Annotated in this window: 14 protein-coding genes; 5 read left to right on the top strand and 9 right to left on the bottom strand. The window is 70.3% G+C overall.

What is annotated here, in order from left to right; genetic code table 11:
- Positions 1-9 precede the first annotated feature (9 nt).
- On the bottom strand, positions 10-294 hold the full coding sequence (locus tag PLE19_11595; GenBank protein HPD15590.1) for a hypothetical protein: 285 nt from the start codon (positions 292-294) through the stop codon (positions 10-12).
- Positions 295-433: 139 nt separating this feature from the next.
- Between PLE19_11595 and truA the strand changes: the two genes are divergently transcribed.
- Positions 434-1,186 carry a tRNA pseudouridine(38-40) synthase TruA gene (gene truA, locus PLE19_11590; protein ID HPD15589.1) on the top strand — a complete coding sequence of 251 codons (753 nt, stop codon included), beginning with the start codon at positions 434-436 and terminating at the stop codon, positions 1,184-1,186.
- Positions 1,183-2,361, top strand: a complete 1,179-nt coding sequence (locus PLE19_11585; protein ID HPD15588.1) for a glycosyltransferase family 4 protein — start codon at positions 1,183-1,185, stop codon at positions 2,359-2,361. The genes truA and PLE19_11585 overlap by 4 nt, the downstream gene beginning before the upstream one ends.
- Positions 2,362-2,372: 11 nt before the next feature.
- Here PLE19_11585 and pbpC read toward each other — a convergent pair whose 3' ends face one another.
- Together pbpC and PLE19_11575 are read right to left on the bottom strand one after the other, a co-directional pair.
- Positions 2,373-4,643 carry a penicillin-binding protein 1C gene (gene pbpC, locus PLE19_11580; GenBank protein ID HPD15587.1) on the bottom strand — a complete coding sequence of 757 codons (2,271 nt, stop codon included), beginning with the start codon at positions 4,641-4,643 and terminating at the stop codon, positions 2,373-2,375.
- Between the two features lie 68 nt (positions 4,644-4,711).
- On the bottom strand, positions 4,712-10,147 hold the full coding sequence (locus PLE19_11575) for an MG2 domain-containing protein (protein HPD15586.1): 5,436 nt from the start codon (positions 10,145-10,147) through the stop codon (positions 4,712-4,714).
- A 234-nt stretch (positions 10,148-10,381) separates the two neighbouring features.
- Between PLE19_11575 and PLE19_11570 the strand changes: the two genes are divergently transcribed.
- Together PLE19_11570 and PLE19_11565 are read left to right on the top strand one after the other, a co-directional pair.
- The gene (locus PLE19_11570; GenBank protein ID HPD15585.1) at positions 10,382-11,401 is read left to right on the top strand and encodes an aspartate-semialdehyde dehydrogenase; all 1,020 of its coding nucleotides are present in this window, start codon (positions 10,382-10,384) and stop codon (positions 11,399-11,401) included.
- Positions 11,402-11,432: 31 nt separating this feature from the next.
- Entirely contained in the window at positions 11,433-13,223 is a 1,791-nt protein-coding gene (locus PLE19_11565; GenBank protein ID HPD15584.1) for a universal stress protein, read from the top strand.
- A 233-nt stretch (positions 13,224-13,456) separates the two neighbouring features.
- Here the strand turns inward: PLE19_11565 and PLE19_11560 are convergent, their stop codons facing one another.
- The 4 genes from PLE19_11560 to PLE19_11545 all read right to left on the bottom strand — a co-directional run bounded on the left by PLE19_11560 (position 13,457) and on the right by PLE19_11545 (position 17,839).
- A complete protein-coding gene (locus PLE19_11560) occupies positions 13,457-14,119 on the bottom strand; it encodes a hypothetical protein (GenBank protein ID HPD15583.1) in 663 nt (220 codons plus the stop codon).
- 40 nt (positions 14,120-14,159) lie between these two features.
- Positions 14,160-15,524, bottom strand: a complete 1,365-nt coding sequence (gene radA / locus PLE19_11555; protein ID HPD15582.1) for a DNA repair protein RadA — start codon at positions 15,522-15,524, stop codon at positions 14,160-14,162.
- Positions 15,525-15,853: 329 nt separating this feature from the next.
- Positions 15,854-16,786, bottom strand: a complete 933-nt coding sequence (gene miaA / locus PLE19_11550; protein ID HPD15581.1) for a tRNA (adenosine(37)-N6)-dimethylallyltransferase MiaA — start codon at positions 16,784-16,786, stop codon at positions 15,854-15,856.
- Positions 16,787-17,839, bottom strand: coding sequence for a type II secretion system F family protein (locus PLE19_11545; protein ID HPD15580.1), 1,053 nt, complete (start codon positions 17,837-17,839; stop codon positions 16,787-16,789).
- Positions 17,840-18,013: 174 nt separating this feature from the next.
- Between PLE19_11545 and PLE19_11540 the strand changes: the two genes are divergently transcribed.
- A complete protein-coding gene (locus PLE19_11540; GenBank protein ID HPD15579.1) occupies positions 18,014-19,189 on the top strand; it encodes a Gfo/Idh/MocA family oxidoreductase in 1,176 nt (391 codons plus the stop codon).
- A gap of 85 nt (positions 19,190-19,274) precedes the next feature.
- On the opposite strand, the gene aspS is transcribed toward PLE19_11540, so the two are convergent.
- Entirely contained in the window at positions 19,275-21,044 is a 1,770-nt protein-coding gene (gene aspS, locus PLE19_11535) for an aspartate--tRNA ligase (GenBank protein HPD15578.1), read from the bottom strand.
- Between the two features lie 136 nt (positions 21,045-21,180).
- Positions 21,181-21,660, bottom strand: a 480-nt coding sequence (locus PLE19_11530) for a His/Gly/Thr/Pro-type tRNA ligase C-terminal domain-containing protein (protein HPD15577.1), incomplete at its 5' end; no start/stop codon positions are given.

Here is a 21,660-nt window from a genome sequence, read left to right as displayed (position 1 = left end):
CCTCACAGTTCACGGAGCACCCGTCGGGGGCTCCCAGGGCAGACGTGTCCGCCCCTGCTCGCCGGCGGCCCGTTGGCGCCTCGTGTCCGCCTCGTCCTTGAGCCGCTCGAAGGCGAGCAGCCGCCGCACGAACACCGCGGCCATCACGGCCAGCATGACATAGCTCAGGACGCGCCAGCCCGGCCCCTCCCACTTCAGGATGTAGGCAGGCCACAGCGAGGCGATGGCGAGGAAGATCGCCACGGTTTCCCACAGGGGGAAGCGGCGCGACGATGCAGGGGGCGGCTCGGGCATGGGCGGTACACCTCAACGGGGGGCGCGACCCTCCGAGAGTATACCGCTCGTCGCCCGGACGCGCAAGACGCCGCGCCTTGACCCGGCTGCCGCCGACCCCTATCATAGCGTAGGGAGGCTCTCGGTCGCGTGAGACGCCATGACCAGCCACGAGCTTGGGCGCAACATCAAGTTGCTCATCGAGTACGACGGCACCCGCTACCACGGCTGGCAGCGCCAGGCCAATGCCTCCACCATCCAGCAGACGCTCGAAGAGGGGATCGCCCAGGTGGTCGGGCACGAGGTGACGCTTTGCGGATCGGGCCGCACCGATGCCGGCGTGCACGCCCTCGGGCAAGTGGCCAACTTCCGCACGAGCACGCGCCTCGCCGCCGAACGGCTGCCCCATGCGATCAACGCCCACGTGCCCGACGACATCGCGGTGCTGCGGGCCGAAGACGCGCCGGCCGACTTCCACGCGCGCTACTCGGCGAAGTGCAAGACCTACCGCTACCGCATCGTGCGCCGCCCCGTGCGGCCCGCCGTGGGGGCCGCCTTTGTGCACTGGCATCGGTTCCCGCTCGACGTGGCGGCGATGCGACAGGCCGCGGCGCTATTCCTCGGCGAACACGACTTCGCGGTCTTCGAGTCCCACTCGGCCGGCGAGGGCACCGTGCGCACGGTCAGCCGCAGCGAGCTCGTCGAGGCAGGCGAGCGCCTCGACTACTATGTCGCCGCCAACGGCTTCCTCTACAACATGGTGCGAGCCATGGTCGGCACGCTGCTCGAGGTAGGCTCGGGCAAACGTCCCCCGGAGGACGTGACTCGCCTCCTGGAGTCGCGCGACCGCACGCGGGCAGGCAGGACCGCGCCCGCCAGGGGCCTGTGCCTGATGCAGGTGGACTACGAGTGAGCGATTCGCGCATCCGCATCGTGCACATCATCACGCGCATGATCCTGGGCGGCGCCCAGGAGAACACGCTGCTCACCTGCCGCGGCCTGCACGAGAACCCCGACTACGACGTCACGCTGGTCACCGGCCCGGCCCTCGGCCCTGAGGGCGAACTGCTCAGCGAGGCCGAGCGCCTGGGGCTCCAGGTGATCCTCGTGCCCCAGATGCGGCGAGCCATCCATCCGCTGCGCGACTTCGCCTCGGTCCGCGCCCTGCGTCGCATCCTCCGGCAGCTCCGCCCGCAGATCGTCCACACCCACAGCTCCAAGGCAGGCATCCTGGGCCGCTACGCCGCCCATGCCGAGCGCGTGCCCATCACCGTCCACACGATCCACGGCCTGCCGTTCCACCCCTATGAGAAGGGCTGGCGGAATCGCCTCTACGCGTGGCTGGAGCGCAAAGCGGCTCGGTGGAGCAACGCCCTCGTTTGCGTGGCCGATGCGATGGCCGAGCAGGCCGCGGCCGCTGGCGTGGCCGACCGCCCGAAGTTCACCACCATCTACAGCGGCATGGAGACCGAAGCGTTCCTCGAATGCGATGTGCACCGCCGCGCGATGCGCAGCCGTCTGGGCTTCGGGGACGACGAGTTCGTCGTCGGCAAGGTTGCCCGCCTCTTCGAGCTCAAGGGCTACGAGTACGTGCTCGAGGCCGCGAGGCGCGTTCGAGAGGCCCATCCGAACGTCCGCTTCCTCTTCGTCGGCGATGGCATTCTCCGCGAGGCGCTCGAGGCGCAGGCCCTGCGGCTGGGCGTGCGCGATGCGATCACGTTCGCCGGCCTCGTGCCGTCGAGCCAGGTGCCGGCCTGCATTTCGGCGATGGATGCGCTGGTGCACGCCTCGCTGCGCGAGGGCCTGGCGCGCGTGCTCCCGCAGGCCCTGCTGGCCGGCAAGCCCGTCGTGTCGTTCGACGTGGACGGCGCACGCGAGGTGGTGCGTCCCGGCGAGACCGGCTATCTGGTGCCGCCCCAGTCGGTGGAGGGCCTGGTGGCATCGCTGTGCGAGATCATCGAGCGGCCCGAGCAGGCCGCCGCCATGGCTGCGCGCGGCCGCGAGCTGTGCAGGGATCGCTTCCGCTGGCAGACGATGGTCGCCCGCCTCGACGAGCTCTACCGCCGGCTGCTCGCAGACCGCGGGTAGCTCCACGCCCGCTATCTCACGGCGATGGTGAGCGACGTGCCCAGCCCGGCATCGTCGGCGCAGGTGATGGTATGGGTGCCGGGGCGGAGTGGCCAGAAGGCGGGCTCGAGCGGAGCGCCCGCGGCCACCAGGACGCCATTGACAAACCAGTAGAGCGTGCCCGCGCGGCTCGCGGCCCTGAGCGTCAACCGCTGATGCGGCGCATCAGCGAGCAACACATAGGTCTGCCCAGGCACGGGGGAGAGGACGCGTGGCGGGGTGTCGGCCGAGGCGACGCTCGCGCACGCAGGGTTGTGGGGCGGCGGCAGGTTCCCGCCCCGGCCGTGATGCCGCAGCCATGCGGCCAGCTCCGGCGGCCAGCATTCCGCCACACGGGCCGCGCTCGCGTGGTTGCCGGCGCACCGCGGGCACAGGCGCACGCCCGTGGTGGCATCCACCTTCACCGGCACGTGCACTGAGCAAACGCCGGCGACGCCACTCGTTCGAAGGGTGAGACCCTGGGTGGCCGCTGGGCAGTGAGGGCCTGCCCGCATGCCGCTCACGGCGCAAAGGGCCGCAAGTTGCACGCACTCGGGCCTCGCGAACGGCTGGGAAGGACGGCCGGCCTCGATCCAGTCGAGGATTCGCGCCGCCACCGGCGCCGCTGCCTGGACGCCTACGAGCTCCCGCGCGGGGCGTCCCGAGAAGTTGCCCAGCCACACGCCCACTGTGTGGCGGGGCGTGCAGGCCACCGTCCAGGCGTCGCGGTGGCCGTGCGAGGTGCCGGTCTTCCAGGCCAGGCGCGGCAGGCCCTCTGCCGGTTCCCAGCGGGGCCCGAGGCCGAGCCGGCGCGCGTCCGAGAGGGCCTCCAGGACCAGCCACGCGGCCCCGTCCGATAACACGCGCCGCCCCTCGGAGACCGGCTCGGTCTCGAGGAGGCGCGGCTCGCGGCACACGCCGAGGCGGGCCAGGGCCGCGTAGGCGCTGGTGAGGTCGAGCAGCGTCACCTCCACCGAGCCGAGCGTGAGGGCGAGACCGTAGTGGTCGGCATCGCGGGTGAGGGTGGTGAAGCCCAGTTGCTTGAGGAAAGAGAACAGACTTTGGTGGCCCACCTCGCGCGCGAGGCGGACCGCCGGAATGTTAAGCGAGGCGGCCAGGGCCTCGCGCGCGGGGACCGGGCCGCGGCAGGTGTGGTCGTAGTTCTCGGGCTCATAGCCCGTGTAGCTGGCCGGCACATCGGCCAGGATGGCGTCGGGGGTGCACAGGCCCCGCTCGAAAGCGAGGGCGTAGGTGAACGGCTTCAAGGCTGAGCCGGGCGAGCGCGGCGCCGTGGCCCCGTTCACTTGGCCATCCTGCTCTGCGAGGAAATCGCATGAGCCAACGAGGGCCCGCACGGCGCCGGTTTCGTTCTCAAGCACCACAGCGGCGCCGTTCGAGATGCCCGCGCCGTCCACCGCGGCGACGGCCTCGCGGAGAGCTGTCGCGGCAACGTGCTGAGTCTGCGGGTCGAGCGTGGTGTGCAGAGTGGCCCGGCCCGGGAAGCGCTGGCGCACGAGCTGGACCCAGTGCGGCGCCGCACAGGGGAAGGGCACGCGCTGCGCGACACTAGGCTCCCGGTTGGCCAGCTCGAATGCCTCGGAGCGGATCGCGCCGCGCGAGAGCATGCGGCGGAGAACGGCCTCCCGGCGCGCCCGCGCCCGATCGGGGAAGCGGTCGGGGCGCAGACGCGAGGGGGCCTGGGGCAGGCCGGCTAGCAGCGCGGCCTCGGCCAGCGTGAGGTCGCGCGCGTGCTTGCCGAAGTAGGCGAGCGAGGCGGCCTCGGCGCCCGTGAAGTTGCCGCCATACGGCGCCAGGTTCAGGTAGCCCGCGAGAATCTCGTCCTTGGCTCGAAGCTCTTCGAGCTGGAGGGCACGGAACGCCTCGATGAGCTTCGCCGCGAGCGTGCGGCGGCGCGGCTCGAGCAGGCGAACCGTCTGCATGGTGATCGTGGAGGCGCCCGACACGGTGCGCAGGCGCGCGAGGTTCGACCACGCGGCGCGAGCGACCGCCAGCGCGTCCACGCCGCGGTGGCTCCGGAAGCGCCCGTCCTCCACCGCTATTGTGGCCTCGGCCAGGTGTGGGCTCATCTCGCTCAGTGGCACGGGGAACGACCAGGAGTCGTCGGCGGCGACGAACGCCTGGAGCACGTTCCCCGCGCGGTCGAGCACGCGCGGGGCCGCTGTGGGGCTGGCGAGGCGATCGAGGTGGCGCTGTGGGAACGGGAACAGGACGTCGAGCGCCACGAAGGCCAGCTTCGGTGCCACTAGCGCGGCCAGGAGGGCGATGCACGCCCGCCGGCGCCCTCTGCGCGGCCTGTGCGGAGGAGTGCCCGTCATCGCTTCCCAATGACCTCGATGGTGCCCGCCCCGTAGATGCTGCAAATGTCGGGATTGTACATGCAGAAGGCGTTGAGTGCGGGCAGCTTGAAGCGCCCGCAGGTGATGGCCCGCACGACGTAGCGGTGGTGCCAGAGGCCGGGCGAGGCGAGATCGGCGAAGAGGATCAGGCGGTCGTCGCGCATCTCGACGCGGTCAGGATTCAACGGCCGCGGGCGTTGGGGCAGGGGCGCGACAACCGCCGGCGCCGCGTCGTTCTCGGTGCCCGCGTCCGGCGTCATCAGCGCCTTGGGCTCCAGCGGCTCGGCTTCGTCCTGAGAGTCGCTGGTGGCGAGCCTGGGGTTCTCGATCTCGAAGCCGGCGGGCAGCAGGTCGTTGACGACCAGATTCTTGACGGCCACTCCATTATCCACGGTGAGCTCCACGATGACGATGTCGCCCTGGCGGAGCTGGCGGGGGTCGAGTTCCGCCCCGCCGCGCGAGAGGAAGCGGCGGCGGACCTTCAGGCTGGTGTCGCGTTCCTGGAGGGTCTCCCTGGCGGCGATTCCCTCGGCCCCCCAGTAGTAGTAGAGGGTGCCGGTGCCCTGGACGGCGACTCGGACCGGCTGGCCGCCGATGTCGCTGGGCTTGAGGAGCGCGGGCGCCGCGCTGCTGACACTGGCGAGCGGCTTGCCGCCCGCGGTGATCTCCGCCCTGAAGTCGGCCTTGCCCGCGCCGAGCCGCCGGGCGTACTTGCCCATCGCCAGCAGGCAGAAGGCGTTTTCTTGCGTGGTGCTCCAGCGGCCGTCGGACATCGAGTCGGCCAGGCGCTTCACGAGTAGCGGCACGTTCGGGTCGTTCTCCTGGAGATCGAGGTAGACCGAGAGCAGGATGGCCGCCTCGCGGGCCGAGGAGTGCAGCAGGTCGCCGGTATCACGCCGCTTCTCGACGGGCGTCAGGGCGGCCGCGCGCAGCAGGTCGCGCGCCAACCGGTCTTCCCTCATCAGCGCGAGGGCCGTGGCGAGCTGGAAGCGCGAGTAGGCCGGCAACTCGTCGCGCTGCTCGTGGAGGCGAAGGGTCCAGGAGCGGTTCGGCTTGCCCGCCTGGGCGAGGACGAGGCAGGCGTAGGTCTTGACGGGCAGGGGGGCCTCGGCGCCGCGGTCGTTGACGAGGAGGTCGCCGAGGTAGCTCAGCGCGGCCTCCAGGTTGTCCTTCGGCACATCGTAGCCGGCCTTGGCGGCCTCGACCAGGAAGTGCGTGGCGTAGACGCTGCCCCAGGGGTAGACCTCGCTGTAGCCCGGCCAGCCGCCGAAGCCGCCGGCATAGGTCTGCATCGAGAACACGCGGTCAATGCCCGCCTGGACCATCGGCTCGATGGCCTCGCCCTCTAGGCTCGGCTCGGCGAGTCTCGCCACGTCGCCTAGGTAGAGCAGGGGGAAGGCGGCGGAGGTGGTCTGCTCGATGCACCCGTAGGGGTAGCGCAGCAGGTAGCGCAGGCTGGAGGCCAGCTTGAGCGTGGGCAGGCCCGAGAACGAGAGCCAGTAGCGCGCCGTGCCCTTGAGCCAGTCCCCGGGCAGGGTGAACTCCCCCGCCTGGCCCGCCGGCACCGAACCGCTGCCAGACTCGAACCGCAGCGTCGTGGGCGGGCGGATGGGAAGCTCGACAGTCTCGACGGCCGCCTCGTCGCCCAGGCGCGCGCGGATGGTGAGCGATGCGGCGCCGGGCGCGTGAGGCGCTCTGACGGTGAAGGCAACGGTCGCCTGGCGGCCTTGCCCGACGGCAGCCTGGCGGGGCGCATCGGAGCCGACCTCGAGGCCGCCCGCGGCCTCGACGGCAAGCTGCACGTCGCCGCCCGCGGGCGTGTTGTTGAAGATGGTGACCGGCACAACGAACTCGTCGCCCGGCGCGAGGAACCTGGGGAACGAGGCTTGAAGCATCAGGGGCTGCCTGACCCGCGCCGGCCGCTCGGCGGCGCCGAACTCGCTGGCCGAGGCCGCCACGGCCATCAAGCGGAGCTGGCCGGTGAATTGGGGCACATCGAGCACGACCTCGGCCTTGCCATCGTCGCCCGTCTCGATGCCTGAGCGCCAGAGGGCGACCTGTTTGACGCGCTCGACACTCACGGGGTTGAGCAGCCTGGGGTCGTACTCCTCGCCGCCGTCGCCGCCGGGCGCGGAATCCGCCCCGACCTTCTTCGCCTCGGGCTCGGGCATCAACAGTGAATAGATGTCGGACGTTCCGACGCCGAGACGCCGCTTTGCGAAGAAGAACGCCCAGGGGTCGGGCGTCTGGTACCGCGTGAGCTGGCAGATGCCCTCGTCCACGGCGGCGAGGGTGACCTCGGCCTTGCGGCCCGCGCCGCTGGCATCGCTCACGCGCAGCGCCACGCGCAGCGGCTGGCCGGGCCGAGTCTCCTCGGGACTCGTCACCTCGACCTTGAGTTGTCGCGAGGCGTTGTCCAGCAGCACGGGCACGGCCCCGTAGGCGCGGTGGACCACCCACGGGCTGTTGGGCGCGGCCCTGCGAATTACGGTGGCCGAGCAGTAGGCGTTGGGGCCGAGCATCGCGGTGACCGGGAAAGTGAACTCGGCGGTGTTTTTCTCCATTGGCAGCACGCGCGCCAGGTGGATGCGGTCGGTCTCGACGGTGAGGAGCGCGGTGCCCGCGAAGGGTGCCTTCACCAGAATACGCGCCGTGTCGCCGGGGGCGTAGGCCCGCTTATCGGCGGCGAGTTCCACGCGGGAGGGCTTCTCCAGCGTCCAGGGCACGTCGCCCTCGCCTGCACAGTAGAAGGAGATGTCGGCGGAGGCCCCACTCGCCTTGTCGGCCAGGCGCACGGTGTACTCGCCCACATCGGGCGGTGTGAAGGCCACCTCGCCACGGCCATTCGCGATCGTGCAGACAAGAGGCCCCACGACCGCCTCCTCGCGTTCCGAGACGAAGCGGTACGAGTTCCCCTGGAGCTTGAGCACCGTGTTCCAGATGGCCCGGTAGGCGGCGCCCTCGAGCCGAAGGGACGGCAGGGGCGAGCCGTCGGGCTTCACTGCGGCGACGAGCAGCCGCTCCGAGGCCCCCGGCCGCGCGTGCTCCTTGTTCGTCCTGGCGAGTCCGATGTAGTGGGGCCAGCAGTCCACGGCCACTTCGGCGGTGGCGGTGACGGCGCGGCCTCCCAGTTCGCTCACACTGGCGACCAGGAGCGCCGTGGCCGCCGACGGCGGCGTCATTCCCTCCGGAATCTGCGCCACGAAGGCGCTCTCGCCGCCGGCGTCGAGCGTGGCCTCGCCCAGCTTCTCGACGGCGGGGGCGAACTTCCTGCCGCTGTCGGCGAAGCGGTAGCCGGCGAAGGACGGATGGCTGAAGTCGGCGGGCCGGAACTCGCAACGAGCCTCAACCTGGCGGCCCGCCGCAGGCGCGCCGAAGAGGTGAGTGGCCTTCACGGTGAAGGCCAACTTCTCGCCGCCCCGCCGTCGGCCCTCAGGCGCCTCGATGGCCACCTTCATGCGGTCGGGCATGAACTCCTCCACCTGGAAGGTGTGCGAGCCGAGCGGCGCCTCGTTGCCTGGGAGGCGCAGATCAACCGCGTAGCGGCCGGTGAGGGCATGCGGCGGCACGTCGAGCGTCACCTCGGCGCTGCCCCAGCCACTCAGCTTGGCGGCCAGCGTCTTGTAGACGCGCCCATCGGGGCGCTGGATGCGGAACTGAACGGGGAACGCCTTGCCCGGCGCCTGGTTCGCATCGCGGACGAGCGCCCTCAGGACGACCGCGCTGCCGGGGCGGTAGATGCCGCGGTCGCTGTAGACGAACGCCTCGTAGCCCTCGGCGAGGTACGGGCGGCCGCCGGTATCGAGGTCCGAGTCATCCAGCCGCGTCTCCTCCACTTGCACGATGCCCGTGTCGTCGCCCTTCGTGGCCGCAACCGCGTAGGGCTGCTTGTCGGGCGACCAGTCCACCGCCGTGAAGTGTGCGAGGCCGTTGGCGTCTGACGTGCCGCTGAGGACCTGCTGGTTGGCCCTCGAGAGCACGGCGATGGCAGCGCCAGCCACCGGCTGCGCCGTCGAGAGCGTGTTCACCCACACGAGGAGGTCGCGCTCCGACCGTTTGACGGTGAGGGCGAGGTCGGTGATCAGGAACAGGTGGCTCTCGGTATGGCCCCAGCGAATGTCGTGGGTGAGGACGGTAGCGCGGAAGAGGCCGCGGGCGTTGGCGCCCAGCAGCTTGCGAAGGTCGAGGTCGGTCACCTGACGCTCGTTCGGCTTCTGGGCGAAGGCGAGCTTCTGCTCGTGCACCGTGCGGCAGAGGGCATCGCTGGAGTCCCGAAGGTAATGCACGACGTTGTTCGGGTAGACCTGCTCGATGGAAAGCGCGGCCTGACGGACGTTTACGCTCTCTAACGGCAGGCTCAGGGCGCCCTGCGCTGCCAGGTAGAGGCCCTGTGTGCGGAAGCGGAGGCCCGGCTCCACGTCGGGGATGACGACCGAGCGGACGAGGTCTTTGGCCAGCCCTGCGCCGTTCCGCGCCGCCAGGCCCTTGAGAAACGTGACGCGGTAGCGGCGGCCCGAAACGAACGGGCCCGCCAGGCGGAAGCCCTCGTAGTCGGGCTGGAGGCGGAAATCCGTCCTCGGGTCCACCTGGATGTACCTCGCGGCGGCCTCGGCGTCGAGCGGCTGGTTGCACGAGACGGCGATGAACACGTCGTCAGGCGTCCGCGCGCGGGCGGCCACGCCCTCGATGCGCAGGCCCGCCTCGACCTGGAGCGTGCGCGAGCAGTCCTCCTCCAGGCCGAGCGGCCCGCTCAGCGCGCGCAGGCCCTTCTTGACGGTCAGCGTGAGGGTCTCGTCGGGCAGGGCGCGAGTGGTCAGCAGCACGGTGCGGCTCGGCGTGCGGCTGCCGATGTCGAAGCTGACGGCCCGGCCGCCGGCGCCGGCGAGTTCGATGTGGCTCCTGGCCTCGTCGGGCAGCACCTTGTCATTGAACTCGAGGGCCAGGCTCAACTCGCCCCAGCGGCTCAGGCCCGTCTGGCGCATCCCGACCCAGCGCAGCGGCGGCGTGTGGAACTGGAACGAGGCGTCGCCCGAGAGGGAGTGGCCGAGGAGGCTCGTGAGCGTGCGCGAGACGGTGACGACGAAGGGCGTGGCCATAGGCAGAGGCTCGGCCGGCTGGAAGGTGGCCGTCAGGCGCCCGCTCCACACGAAGCGGCCGGGCGCTGGCGGCGTGAGGGCGATCGCGCCCGCGGGCAGCTCGGTGCCGACCTCGTTCTGCATGGCCATGAGCTGGTTGAAGCGCAGCGTGGGGGTGGCGCTGGGGGCGCACTCGCCCTCGGGCTCGAAGGCCTCGACCCGCAGGTGGCCGGACCGCTGGCGCAGCGCCGAGATGATCCCGAGGAGGCCGGCAGCGTTGAGGGTGGCGAAGAGGGCCGTGACCCAGACCCAACGGTTGGCGAGGATGGCGCGCATCAGCGACCTCCCTTTCGGCAGGCAGAAGGGCAGCGCGGGCGATACTACGGGGGGATATCGCACGGAGTCTCAGGGGAAGCGCCTGAATTGTAGCAGCCCGGATCGCGGGCCGTCAAGGGCAAATTCCGGCGCCGCGCGGCGTTTCGGCGCCTTCGGCGGCTTTTGACAGGCCGGCCGCGCTGCGCTATCATACATGCTTGGGACCAAGCAACGTTTCCCCAAGGAGCCTTGTGAATGTCGAAGCGGTACAGCGTGGCGGTTGTGGGCATTGGCGCCGTGGGCACCGAGATGCTCAAGGTGCTCCACCAGCGGCGGTTCCCCGCAAGCAGCATCCGCGTGCTCGCGCGGTCGGCGCGCCCCGAGGAGATCGCGGGCAAGACCTACCAGGTGGAAGAGACCACGCCCGAGGCATTCAACGGCGTGGACATCGCGATCTTCGCGGGCACCGAGGGCGCCAAGGGCGCCTCGCAGCAGTTCGGCTGGCAGGCCGTGGCGAGAGGCGCCCTGGTGATTGACAATGGCGACGATTTCCGCATGGACCCCCGCGTGCCGCTCGTGGTGCCCGAGTGCAATGCCGAGGCGCTGCGCCAGCACCAGGGCTTCATCGCCAACCCCAACTGCTCGACGATCCAGATGGTGGTGGCCCTGGCCCCGCTGCACCGCGTGGCCCGGATCAAGCGCATCGTGGTCTCCAGCTACCAGGCCGTCTCGGGCACCGGGCGGAGCGCGATTGACGAGCTTCAGGCCCAGGTGACCGCCCTCGAAAAGGGCCAGGAGCCCAAGGCCGAGGTGTATCCCCACCGCATCGCGTTCAACGTGCTGCCCCACATCGGGCGGCCCACCGATGAGATGCCTGGCTACTACACCGAAGAGGTGAAGATGCGGCGTGAGACCCGCAAGATCCTCGGCGACCCCGACATCCAGGTCTCCGCCACGTGCGTCCGCGTGCCCGTCTTCAACGGCCACTCGGAGGCCGTGAACGTGCATTTCGAGAAGAAGATGACCGCGGCCCAGGCGCGCGAGATCCTCAAGAGCGCCCCGGGCGTCGTGGTGGTGGACGACCCGGCCAAGGCCGCGTACCCCATGCCGCTCATGGCCTCGGGCACCGACCCCGTCTACGTCGGCCGCATCCGCGACGACGTGAGCCTGCCGAACACCATTGACCTCTGGTGCGTGAGCGACAACATCCGCAAGGGCGCTGCCCTCAACGCCGTCCAGATCGCCGAGAAGATGATCGAAATGGGCTTGCTCTGAGGTAGTTTCCAGGCCCTGCGGAGGACCCCGGATGAGCATTTTCAAGGCCTACGACATCCGCGGCACGTACCCCGACCAGCTCGATGAGGCGCTGGCCGAAAAGATCGGCCTTGCGGCGGGGAGACTCTTCGAGGGGCGCTCCGTGGTGGTGGGGCGCGACATGCGCGTCTCGAGCCCCGCCATTGCCGCCGCGCTCATCCGCGGCCTCACCCGGGCCGGCAAGAATGTGGTGGACATCGGCATGGTCACCACGCCCATGGTGGCCTTCGCTGTGGCCACATGCGACTACGACGGCGGCGTCATGGTCACCGCGTCGCACAACCCCAAGCAATACATCGGCTTCAAGCTCACCGCCAGGGGCCCCGAGCCGATCGCCTACGAATCGGGCATCGCTCGCATCGAGCAGTGGGTGGCGACGGGGGACCTGCCCGAGGCGGGGAGGCCCGGCGAGGTGAGCACGCGCGACATCCTGCCCCAGTACCTCCACCACCTGCTCGGCGCCGCGCAGGGCGTGGGGCGGCTCAAGGTGGCGGTGGACGCCGGCAATGGCATGGCCGGCTACCTCGTCCCGCCGCTCTTCGAGCGCATCCCAGATGTCGAGATCGTGCCGCTGTACTTCGAGGTGGACGGGACGTTCCCGAACCACGAGGCCAACCCGCTCAAGGCCGAGAACCTCGTGGACCTCCAGAAGAAGGTGGTCGAGGCCCAAGCCGACCTGGGCGTGGCCTTCGACGGCGACGCCGACCGCGTGGCGTTCGTGGACGAGCAGGGCCGCGCCATCCCGTGCGACATCATCACGGCCCTCATCGCCCGGGAGACGCTGAAGGCCAACCCCGGCGCGGCCATCCTGTACGACTTGCGGTCGAGCTGGGCCGTGGCCGAGGAGATCAAAGCCGCCGGCGGCGTGCCCATGATGACCCGCGTCGGCCACTCCTACATCAAGCGCACCATGCGCGAGTGCGACGCCGCGTTCGGCGGCGAACTCAGCGGCCACTACTACTTCCGCGACAATTTCTACTGCGACAGCGGCGCCTTCGCGCTCCTCAAGGTCCTCTCGCTCGTGTCGCGCGAGAGGCGGCCCCTCAGCGAGCTGGTCCGCCCCATCCAGCGCTACTTCGGCAGCGGCGAGATCAACAGCGAGGTGGCCGATAAGGAGGCCAAGATCGAGGAACTGGCCCGCGCCTACGCAGCCGGGAAGCAGGCGCGCCTGGACGGCTTGAGCGTGGAGTTCGACGACTGGTGGTTCAACGTGCGGCCGTCGAACACCGAGCCGGTCCTGCGCCTCGTCGTGGAGGCGAAGACGCGCGACGAGATGGAGCGCCGCCGCGACGCCCTGGTGGCGCAGATTCGCCGGCCCTTCCTCATCCGCAAGGTGCTCTTCACCACCGACTTCTCGGCCTACGCCAACCACGCGCTGCCCTACGCGTTGGGCATGGCGCAGGACCACGGCGCCGAACTCCACGTGCTGCACGTCGTGCCCACGCCCGAAGTCGTCGCACAGTTCGACGTGGCGGGGCCCGTCTTCGATGCCAGCCTCCTGGCGGAACTGGAGCAGGGCGCGCGCGAACAACTCGAGAAGGTCGTGCCCGCGGGCGCTCGGGGAGCCGTGAGCGTTACCCTCGCCGTGCGGCGCGGGGCCGCCTTTGTGGAGATCGTGCGCTACGCCCGGGAGGAGGGGATCGACCTGATCGTCCTGGCCACGCACGGCCGCACGGGCCTGCGGCACGCGCTGTTCGGCAGCGTGGCCGAGAAAGTGGTCCGCAAGGCCCCCTGCCCGGTCCTTAGCGTGCGGCCGCGGGGGCACGACTTCGCCATGCCTTGAGAGAAGGGGCCGCTCCCCCCGCCGGCTGCGAGCCTGTCCAGGAATCTCCGTGGGCTGCGTTACCGGCGTCAGCGGGCCGGAGGCGAGGCGCAGCAACACAGGCGATGCCCTGGAACGCATCGCGGAGGCGCCGCCATGTGGGGGCCGGCCCGCTGACGCCGCAACCCGAAGGGACGCCGCGACTTCAGGCCGCCCGCGGTGTCGCAGCCTCACGCGGATTCCTGGACAGGCTCCTAGTCGGCGAGGCGGAGCTCCTCGTGGGACCGTGGCCCCCGGAAGACGGCGGCGATGGGCCACGCGCCCTCGCGCATCACCTTCAGGATCACCTCCTCCTCGTTCGTCGTCTCTGCCGGCACCTGCTCGCCAGCCACCAGATGGGGGTAGTGCGAAGTGCGCTTCATGATCTGCCAGATGACCGAGCCGCTGCGCGATTCGAACACGCGGGCCGAGACGACGATGGTGCCCTTGAGCACCCTGTAGCTGCCAGGGTCCTTCGAGCGAAGCTCGTGGAGTTCGCCGATCACCACGTAGTCGGCGCCCAGGGCATTGCCGATGTCCGCAATCGGGATCTGGTCGAGGCTCTGCCCCTCGATCGTCTCCGGCAGCCCGTCGCAGTCAATCACCCGCGCCGCCGGGCAGCCTTCGCGGATGAGGTCCGCCACCACGTGCGAAAACCTGCGGCCGACCTCGGACTCGAAGTACTTGCGCCCCGGGGTTGCAAACGGCAGCACCACGACCGAGCCTCTGCCGAGGCGGACGATGCCGGGCCGGCCGTACGTGAGGCCGAGCCATTCCTCGCATCCGCACGCAACCAGGGTCAGGAGGCCCAAACCTGTCAGCAGCAGCCCCTTGCGGAGCCGGCCGCCCGGGCCGCCAGTCGTTCGCATCGTCTTCACAGGGTCTTCTCCTAAGCTGCACGGGTTGCTCGGTCGAGCGCTACGGTGCGGCCGCTTCCAGGGCCTCGGCAAGGGTCGAGACGAGCCTGACCTCGAGGCCCGGATGGCGCCCCTGAAGCGACCGGGCGCTGTCGCGCGGCGCGATGGCCAGCTTCCAGCCGAGGCGGGCCGCCTCGCGCAGGCGGGCGTCCGCCTGCGACACGCCCCGCACCTCGCCCGCCAGCCCCACCTCGCCCAGCGCCGCCAGGTCGGGGCGCACGGGCCGGTCGGTGAAGCTGGACGCCACGGCGATGGCCGCCGCCAGGTCGGCCGCGGGCTCCATCACCCGCACGCCGCCCACCGCGTTGACGAACACGTCGTGATCGCCGAGCACCAGCTCGGCGCGTTTCTCCAGCACGGCCAGCAGCATGGCCACGCGGTTGCGGTCCAGGCCGCTCACCTTGCGCTCGGGCGTGCCGAAGTTGGCGCGCGACACGAGGGCCTGCACCTCCACGAGCAAGGCCCGGCTGCCCTCGATGCACGGCACCACCACCGAGCCCGGCGTGGCGCGCCGCTGGCGCGACACGAACGCGTCGGCCAGGTCGCCCACCTCGGCCAGGCCGGTGCTGCGCATCTCGAAGACCCCGATCTCGTCGGTCGGCCCGAAGCGGTTTTTCACCGCGCGGAGCAGCCGATAGCTGTGGTAGCGGTCGCCCTCGAAATAGAGCACCGTGTCCACCACATGCTCGAGCACGCGCGGGCCGGCGATGGCGCCCTGCTTGGTCACGTGGCCGATCAGGGCGATGGGAATCTCGGCGGCCTTCGCCAGCCGCACCAGCATCGCCGCGCACTCGCGGACCTGCGACACGCTGCCCGGCGCGGCCGCGATCTCGGGCTTGTAGACCATCTGCACGGAATCCACCACGGCGAAGTCGGGCTTCGTCGCCGCGATCTGCGCCGCCACAGCCTCGGCATCGGTCTCGGCCAGGGCCAGCAGCGCGCTGGTCTGGATGCCCAGGCGCTCGGCCCGCAGCCGGAGCTGCGTGAGCGACTCCTCGCCTGTCACGTAGAGTGTCTTCAGCCCCTGTAGGCTCAGCCCGTGGCAGGCCTGGAGCAGGAGGGTGGACTTGCCGATCCCCGGGTCGCCGCCGAAGAGCACCGCCGAACCGGCCACGATGCCGCCGCCGAGCACGCGGTCCAGCTCGCCGATGCCGGTCTGAAGGCGCGGCTGCTCGGGCGGCTTCACGTGGGCCAGCACCTGCGGCTCGCCGCCTGCGGCCGCCGGCAAGCCGCCTGCCTTGCGCGCTGGCTGGCACGTCTCCTCGACCAGCGAGTCCCACTCGCCGCAGTCGGGACATCGGCCCAGCCACTTGGCCTGCTGGGCGCCGCACTGCTGGCACACGAAGACTGCCCGGGCCTTGGCCACGCTGCACACCTCCAGGCCCGGATTATAGGCGAAGGCCGGCGGGGAGTCAATTGCGACGGATACCCGCCCGCACGTCACGGGAGGGGGGGCGAGACGTCCGATAACCCAGAACGCTCTAGAAAGGCCCAGGACGCGTCCGGCGCGCGCCGGGCTGGTTTCGGCCTCGCTGATGCAAGTAGTCTAGCGTACTATACATATGGCGACGCCTTCCCCGCGGCTTGGGCCGAAGGTATCAGGGGTCAATGGGCACCGAGATCTCGCCTCCTAGGGGCATTTACGGCTGTTTTTCCCTGGCGATGCAAACCATTGTGGCATATATACATCTGTTTTCAACCCAGCCCAAGGGCCGCGATGATCCCCGCGGCCAAGTCCTCGGGGCGATCGTCGGGATGGGCATGCACCCAGCGAATCTGCGGGAAGCTGCGGAACCAGGTGCCCTGCCGTTTGGCGAACTGGCGGGTGCGGGTCTTCATCCGCTCGATGGTCTCGGCGAGGGTGAGTTCGCCGCGAAGGTGTGCGATGACCTCGCGATAGCCCACGAACTGCGCCGCCGAGTGGCTGATGCCCCCGGGGCGAGCCAGCAGCGCCCTGACCTCCTCGACCAGGCCCGCCGCAAACATGGCGTCCACCCGGCGGTTGATCCGGTCGTACAGCTCGTCGCGCTCGCGGCGAATCCCGGCCAGAGCGCACTCGAAGCGCGGCGAGGGGCTGCCGAACTGGGTCTGCTGCTCGGAGATCGGGCGGCCGGTGCTCTCATGAACCTCGAGGGCTCGGACGATGCGGCGGAGGTCGTTGGGGTGGATTCGGCTGGCGGCGGCCGGGTCAACGGCTTGGAGGCGCTGGTGGAGTGCCGCCGCGCCCTTCACCTCGGCCTCGGCGATGAGGCGGTTGCGCAGCTCCCAGTCGGCCGCCGGGCCTTGGAAGAGGCCCTCGGTGAGGGCCTTGAGATACAGGGCCGTGCCTCCGACGAAGAGCGGCCGATTGCCGCGCGCTGCCACGCCGGCAATCGCCGCCTCGGCCGCCTCGAGATAGCGGCCCGTGCTGAACGCCTCGTGCGGCTCGGCCAGGTCAATCAGATGGTGCGCCACCCGCGCGCGGTCGGCGGGGGAGGGCTTCGCCGTGCCGATGTCCATGCCGCGGTAGAGCGACATCGAATCAAGCGAGAGCACCTCGGCGCCGATGCGGAGGGCGACCTCGATGCCGACCGCGGTCTTGCCGCTGGCCGTGGGGCCGACGAGGAACCAAAGGCGCTGCCGCGGCATTCAGCCCCCTGTCAGGCGTGTCATGCCCCCGATGTACGCGCCCCAGGCCGAGAGCACGGCCGACGCGAGGATGATGATCATCAGGAACAGGGCGATCATGGGCAGGATCTTCGCCAGGCGCTCGATGCCGATCTCGAGGTCCTCGTGCTGGTACTGCGCGAACTTCTGGAGCGAGGCGTCGAGCTTGCCCGCGACCTCGCCGGTCTGGAGCAGGTTGAGGCCGATGAGCGGGATGACCCCGGCCTGGGCCAGCGCGTCGGTGACCGAGCCGCCGCTGCGCACCTGGGGAGCGACGCGCAGGATGCGGCCCCCGATGTGCGCGTTGCCGCAGGCCATGGCCGCGCGCGCCAGGGCCTCGGGCAGCATCACGCCCGCCTCGTAGAGGCTGTGAAACGTGTCGGCAAACCGGGCCAGGGCGAGGCGGCGGAACTGCTTGCCGAAGAGCGGCACGCGCAGGGCCACGGCGTGAACCGTGGTCTTGAGCGCCGAAGCGTCCGGGATCGAGCGGAAGGCGACGTAGACCGCGAGCGCAATGGCGGCGAAGGTCCCAGCCGAGCCGAGCTGCCCGAGCAGCAGCTTGAGCGCCGCCGCCTCGCCGCCCAGCAGGAACGCCACGACCAGCGGCAGCACGACGAACGCGGCCAGAAGGCAGCACACGGGGTAGATCAGGCCGGCGACCACCTTGCCGCGCGCGAGGGCGAGGCGGTCGAGCAGGTGCGCGATGTGCAGCATCGCCTCGGGCTCGCGGCCGGCCAGCCCTGCGCCCTCGATCACGCGCACCTCATTGGCGGGGAAGAGGTTCGGGTGCAGGGCGAAGGCCCCGGCCAGGGAGTCGCCCGCGCCCACGTGCTCGGCCATGGCCGCTGCCGCCCGAGCCAGGCGGCGCGAACCGCCCTGCCCGGCCAGCAGCGTGAGGCAACGCTGCACCCCGATGCCGGCGGTGAGCATCCGCGCGAGCTGCGTGTAGAAGGCCGATCGCTTGCGCAGCGACACGCCCATGAAGGGCAGGGGAGAGCGTTGGGCCAGCACCAGAGTGGGCAGCGCCTGATCCACGTCCGGGTCCCCTTCGCCGCCTCCCTGAAGAAGGATACCCGCAGGCCCCCTGCGCGTCAAGCGGGCGGCGGGTTTGAGAGTTGACAAAGCCGCGCCCCATGCTACAATCGGGCGTGATGGCGGCGGCGCATGGTGGCGCTCCGTGGTTCAATCCCTGTGACGGAGGACCGAGCAATGCCGAAGCGAGTGCTCAATGTGGGGCTGGTGGGCGGGGGCGGGGGCGCCTTCATCGTGAACCCGCACCAGAAGGCGATCCACTTCGACGGCACCCGCCGCGTGGTGTGCGGCGCGCTGCACGAGAAGCCCGACCTGGCGATGAAGTTCGCCGCCGAGTGGCCCTACCCCATCAAGGGCTATGCCAGCTACGACGAGATGATTGACGAGCAGAAGAAACTCCCGCTGGGCGAGCGGATGGACTACGCCCTGATCGTGACGCCGAACTTCGTGCACTTCGACCCCGCGATGAAGCTCATCAAGGCCGGCATCCCGGTCTTCTGCGAGAAGCCGATCACGATCACGGCCAAGCAAGCCATGCAACTCGCCGCTGCCGTGGAGAAGTACAAGGTGCCCTTCGGCATCGCCCACACCTACATCGGCCACTGGTCGAGCTGGTTCAGCCGCTGGATCATCACGAGCGGCAAGCTGGGCGCCGTGCGGTGGGCGGACAGCTATTACCTCCAGGGCTGGCTCGCCACCCGGCTCGAGACGACTGGCCAGCAGCAGGCCTCGTGGCGCACCGACCCGAAGCGCGCCGGCGCGAGCTGCTGCGGCGGCGACATCGGCACCCACGCCTTCATGCAGCTCCGCTTCGTCACCGGCCTCGAGGTGGTCAGCGTGCGCGGCATGATCGAGACCTTCCTCAAGGGCCGGCAGCTCGACGACCATTTCACCACCTACTGCGAGCTCTCCAACGGCGGCAAGGCGATGATCCGCGCCAGCCAGATCGCCATCGGCCACAAGAACGACCTCGGCATCGAGGTCAACTGCGAGAAGGGCAGCCTCGTGTGGCGCCAGGAGGACGCCGAGCTGGTCACCCTGCGCCTGCCCAGCGGCGTCGAGCGCGTGTACTGGCGGGCCGCCGTGCCCGCGCAGGACGACTTCCTGGGCGAGGTGCCGGCCGACCTGCTCAAGGAGACCACGATCCCCAGCGGCCACGTGGAGGCCTTCCACGACGCCTTCGCCCGGCTCCACCGCGAGTTCGAGAAGGACGTCCGCCTCTACAACGACGGTCAGCCGTTCCAGTGCGACGGCTCGAAGTACGCCAACATCCACGACGGCGTGAAGCACATGAAGTTCATCGAGGCCGCCGTCAAGAGCGCCAAGGCCAACTCGCGGCCCGTCAAGATGTAGGTCCGCGCCTCCTGCCGCGAACATGCAACCGAGCCCGGAAGGCTCCGCTTCCGGGCTCGGCGTCATTTGGGGCTCGCAGCGTCCATCATACCACCACGCGGATGCCCAGTTCGGCGAGCTGTTTCTCGCTCACGGGCGAGGGCGCGCCGCTCATGGGGTCCATGGCGCGCTGGGTCTTGGGGAAGGCGATGACCTCGCGGATGCTGTCGTAGCCGAGCAGGAGGGCGGCGATGCGGTCGAGGCCCAGGGCGATGCCGCCGTGGGGCGGGGCGCCATAGGCCAGGGCGTCGAGCAGGAAGCCGAACTTGCCGCGGGCCTCCTCGTCGCCGATGTTGAGGAGGCGGAAGACGCGCTGCTGGACGTCGCAGCGGTGGATACGGATGCTGCCCCCGCCGATCTCGGTGCCGTTGAGCACGATGTCATAGGCGCGGGCGCGCACGTCGAGCGGCCGGGCCTCCAGGAACGCCAGGTCCTCGGGGTGCGGCGAGGTGAAGGGGTGGTGGCGCGGGTCGGGGCGCTGTTCGTCGGCGTTCCACTCGAAGAGCGGGAAGTCGGTGACCCAGCAGAAGGCGAAGGTGTCGGGCGGGATGAGGCCCAGGTCGCGGGCCATGCGGCGGCGCAACTCGTCGAGCGCCGTGGCCACGACGGCGGGGGGCCCGGCCACGAAGACCAGCAGGTCGCCCGGCTGCGCGTCCATCGCCTGCCGCAGGGCCGCCTTCTGGTCGTCGCTGAAGAACTTGGCGATGGAGGAGGCGAGGGCGCCGGTCTCGTCCACCTTGAGCCAGGCCAGGCCCTTGGCGCCGAACTGGGCGAGCCATTCGGGCAGCTCGCGGTCGAGCTGGCTGCGGGTGTACTTGGCGCCGCCCTTGGCGTTGAAGCCGCGCACCTGTCCGCCGCCCTTGATCGTCTCGCTGAAGACGCGGAACTGGCTGGCCGCCGCGATGTCGGCGATGTCCACGAACTCCATCCCGAAGCGCAGGTCGGGCTTGTCCGTGCCGTAGCGGTCCATGGCCTGCTGCCAGGTGAGGCGGCGAATGGGGGTCTCGAGCGTGCGGCCGAGCATCTTGTCCATGATTTCGGCGAGGAGGCCGTCAATCAGGCGGTGGATGTCCTCTTCGTCAATGAAGGACATCTCGACGTCGAGCTGGGTGAACTCGGGCTGGCGGTCGGCGCGCAGGTCCTCGTCGCGCAGGCACTTGGCGATCTGCACGTAGCGGTCGAGGCCGGCGACCATGAGGATCTGCTTGAAGAGCTGGGGCGACTGCGGCAGGGCGTAGAAGTGGCCGGGGTTCACGCGGCTGGGCACCAGGTAGTCGCGGGCGCCCTCGGGCGTGCTCTTGGTGAGGAGCGGGGTCTCGACGTCCACGAATCGCCGCTCGGCGAAGTAGTTGCGGATGAGGCGGAAGAGGTCGCTGCGGAAGATGAGCGCCTGCTGGCGGGCGGGCCGCCGGAGGTCCAGATAGCGGTAGCGCAGGCGCGTCTCGGGGGCGATCTCGAGCGCGTCGTCAATCTCGAAGGGGGGCGTCTGCGCCTCGTTGAGCAGCTCGACCTCGTCGGCGTAGACCTCGATTTCGCCCGTGGCCATCTTGGGGTTGACCATGCCCTCGGGGCGGTGGTGCACGGCGCCGTGGACGGCGATGACCCACTCGGAGCGGAAGCGTTCGGCGGCGTCGTGCGCGGCCTTGCGGTGGGTGGGGTTGAAGACCACCTGGGTCATGCCGTAGCGGTCGCGCAGGTCAATGAAGATGACGCCGCCGTGGTCGCGGCTGCTGTGGACCCAGCCGCAGAGGGTGACGGCCTGGCCGACGTGGGCGGCGCGCAACTCGCCGCAGGTGTGGGTGCGTTTGAGACTCATTGCTGGAAGCCCTTTTCTGAACGGTTGTGGCGTTGCAGGGAACAGGCGCGGCGCGATGCGTGCTGCGTGATGCGTGAGAAGAGGGGAGAAGACACCTGGCTCTAACCCTCTCTTCGCACGTACCACGTATCACGCATCATGGGTTCAATTCCACCCCGCCGGCCCCCTGGCCCGAGTGTTCGCGGATGGCATGGAGGATGGCCTCGACGCCCGAGACCTCGGTCTCGGCGCCGCTGGCCATGTGTTTGAGCTTGAGGAGGCCGCTGGCCAGCTCGTTGTCGCCGAGGACGACGACGAACCGGGCGCCCAGCTTATTGGCCGTGCGCATCTGGGCCTTCAGCCCGCGGCCCTCGTAGTCGGTGTCGGCGGTCAGGCCGGCCCGGCGCAGGGCGGTCACGCAGCCGAACGCCGCGAGGCGCGCGGCCGCGCCCATCGTGACCACGTAGAGGTCGAGGGCTGGCGCCGCCGCGGGCGCGGCGACGGCCTGAAGGGCCATGAGCAGCCGCTCGAAGCCGATGGCGAAGCCCACGGCGCCCAGGGGCGGGCCGCCGAGGTCGGCGATCAGGTTGTCGTAGCGGCCGCCGCCGCAGAGCGCATCCTGCGCCCCCAGCGCGCG

It is taken from the genome of Planctomycetota bacterium (assembly GCA_035384565.1).
Taxonomy (GTDB): domain Bacteria; phylum Planctomycetota; class PUPC01; order DSUN01; family DSUN01; genus DAOOIT01.
The sequence above is the reverse complement of the archived record's forward strand: the minus strand, read 5'-3'. Positions and strand labels throughout refer to the sequence as shown.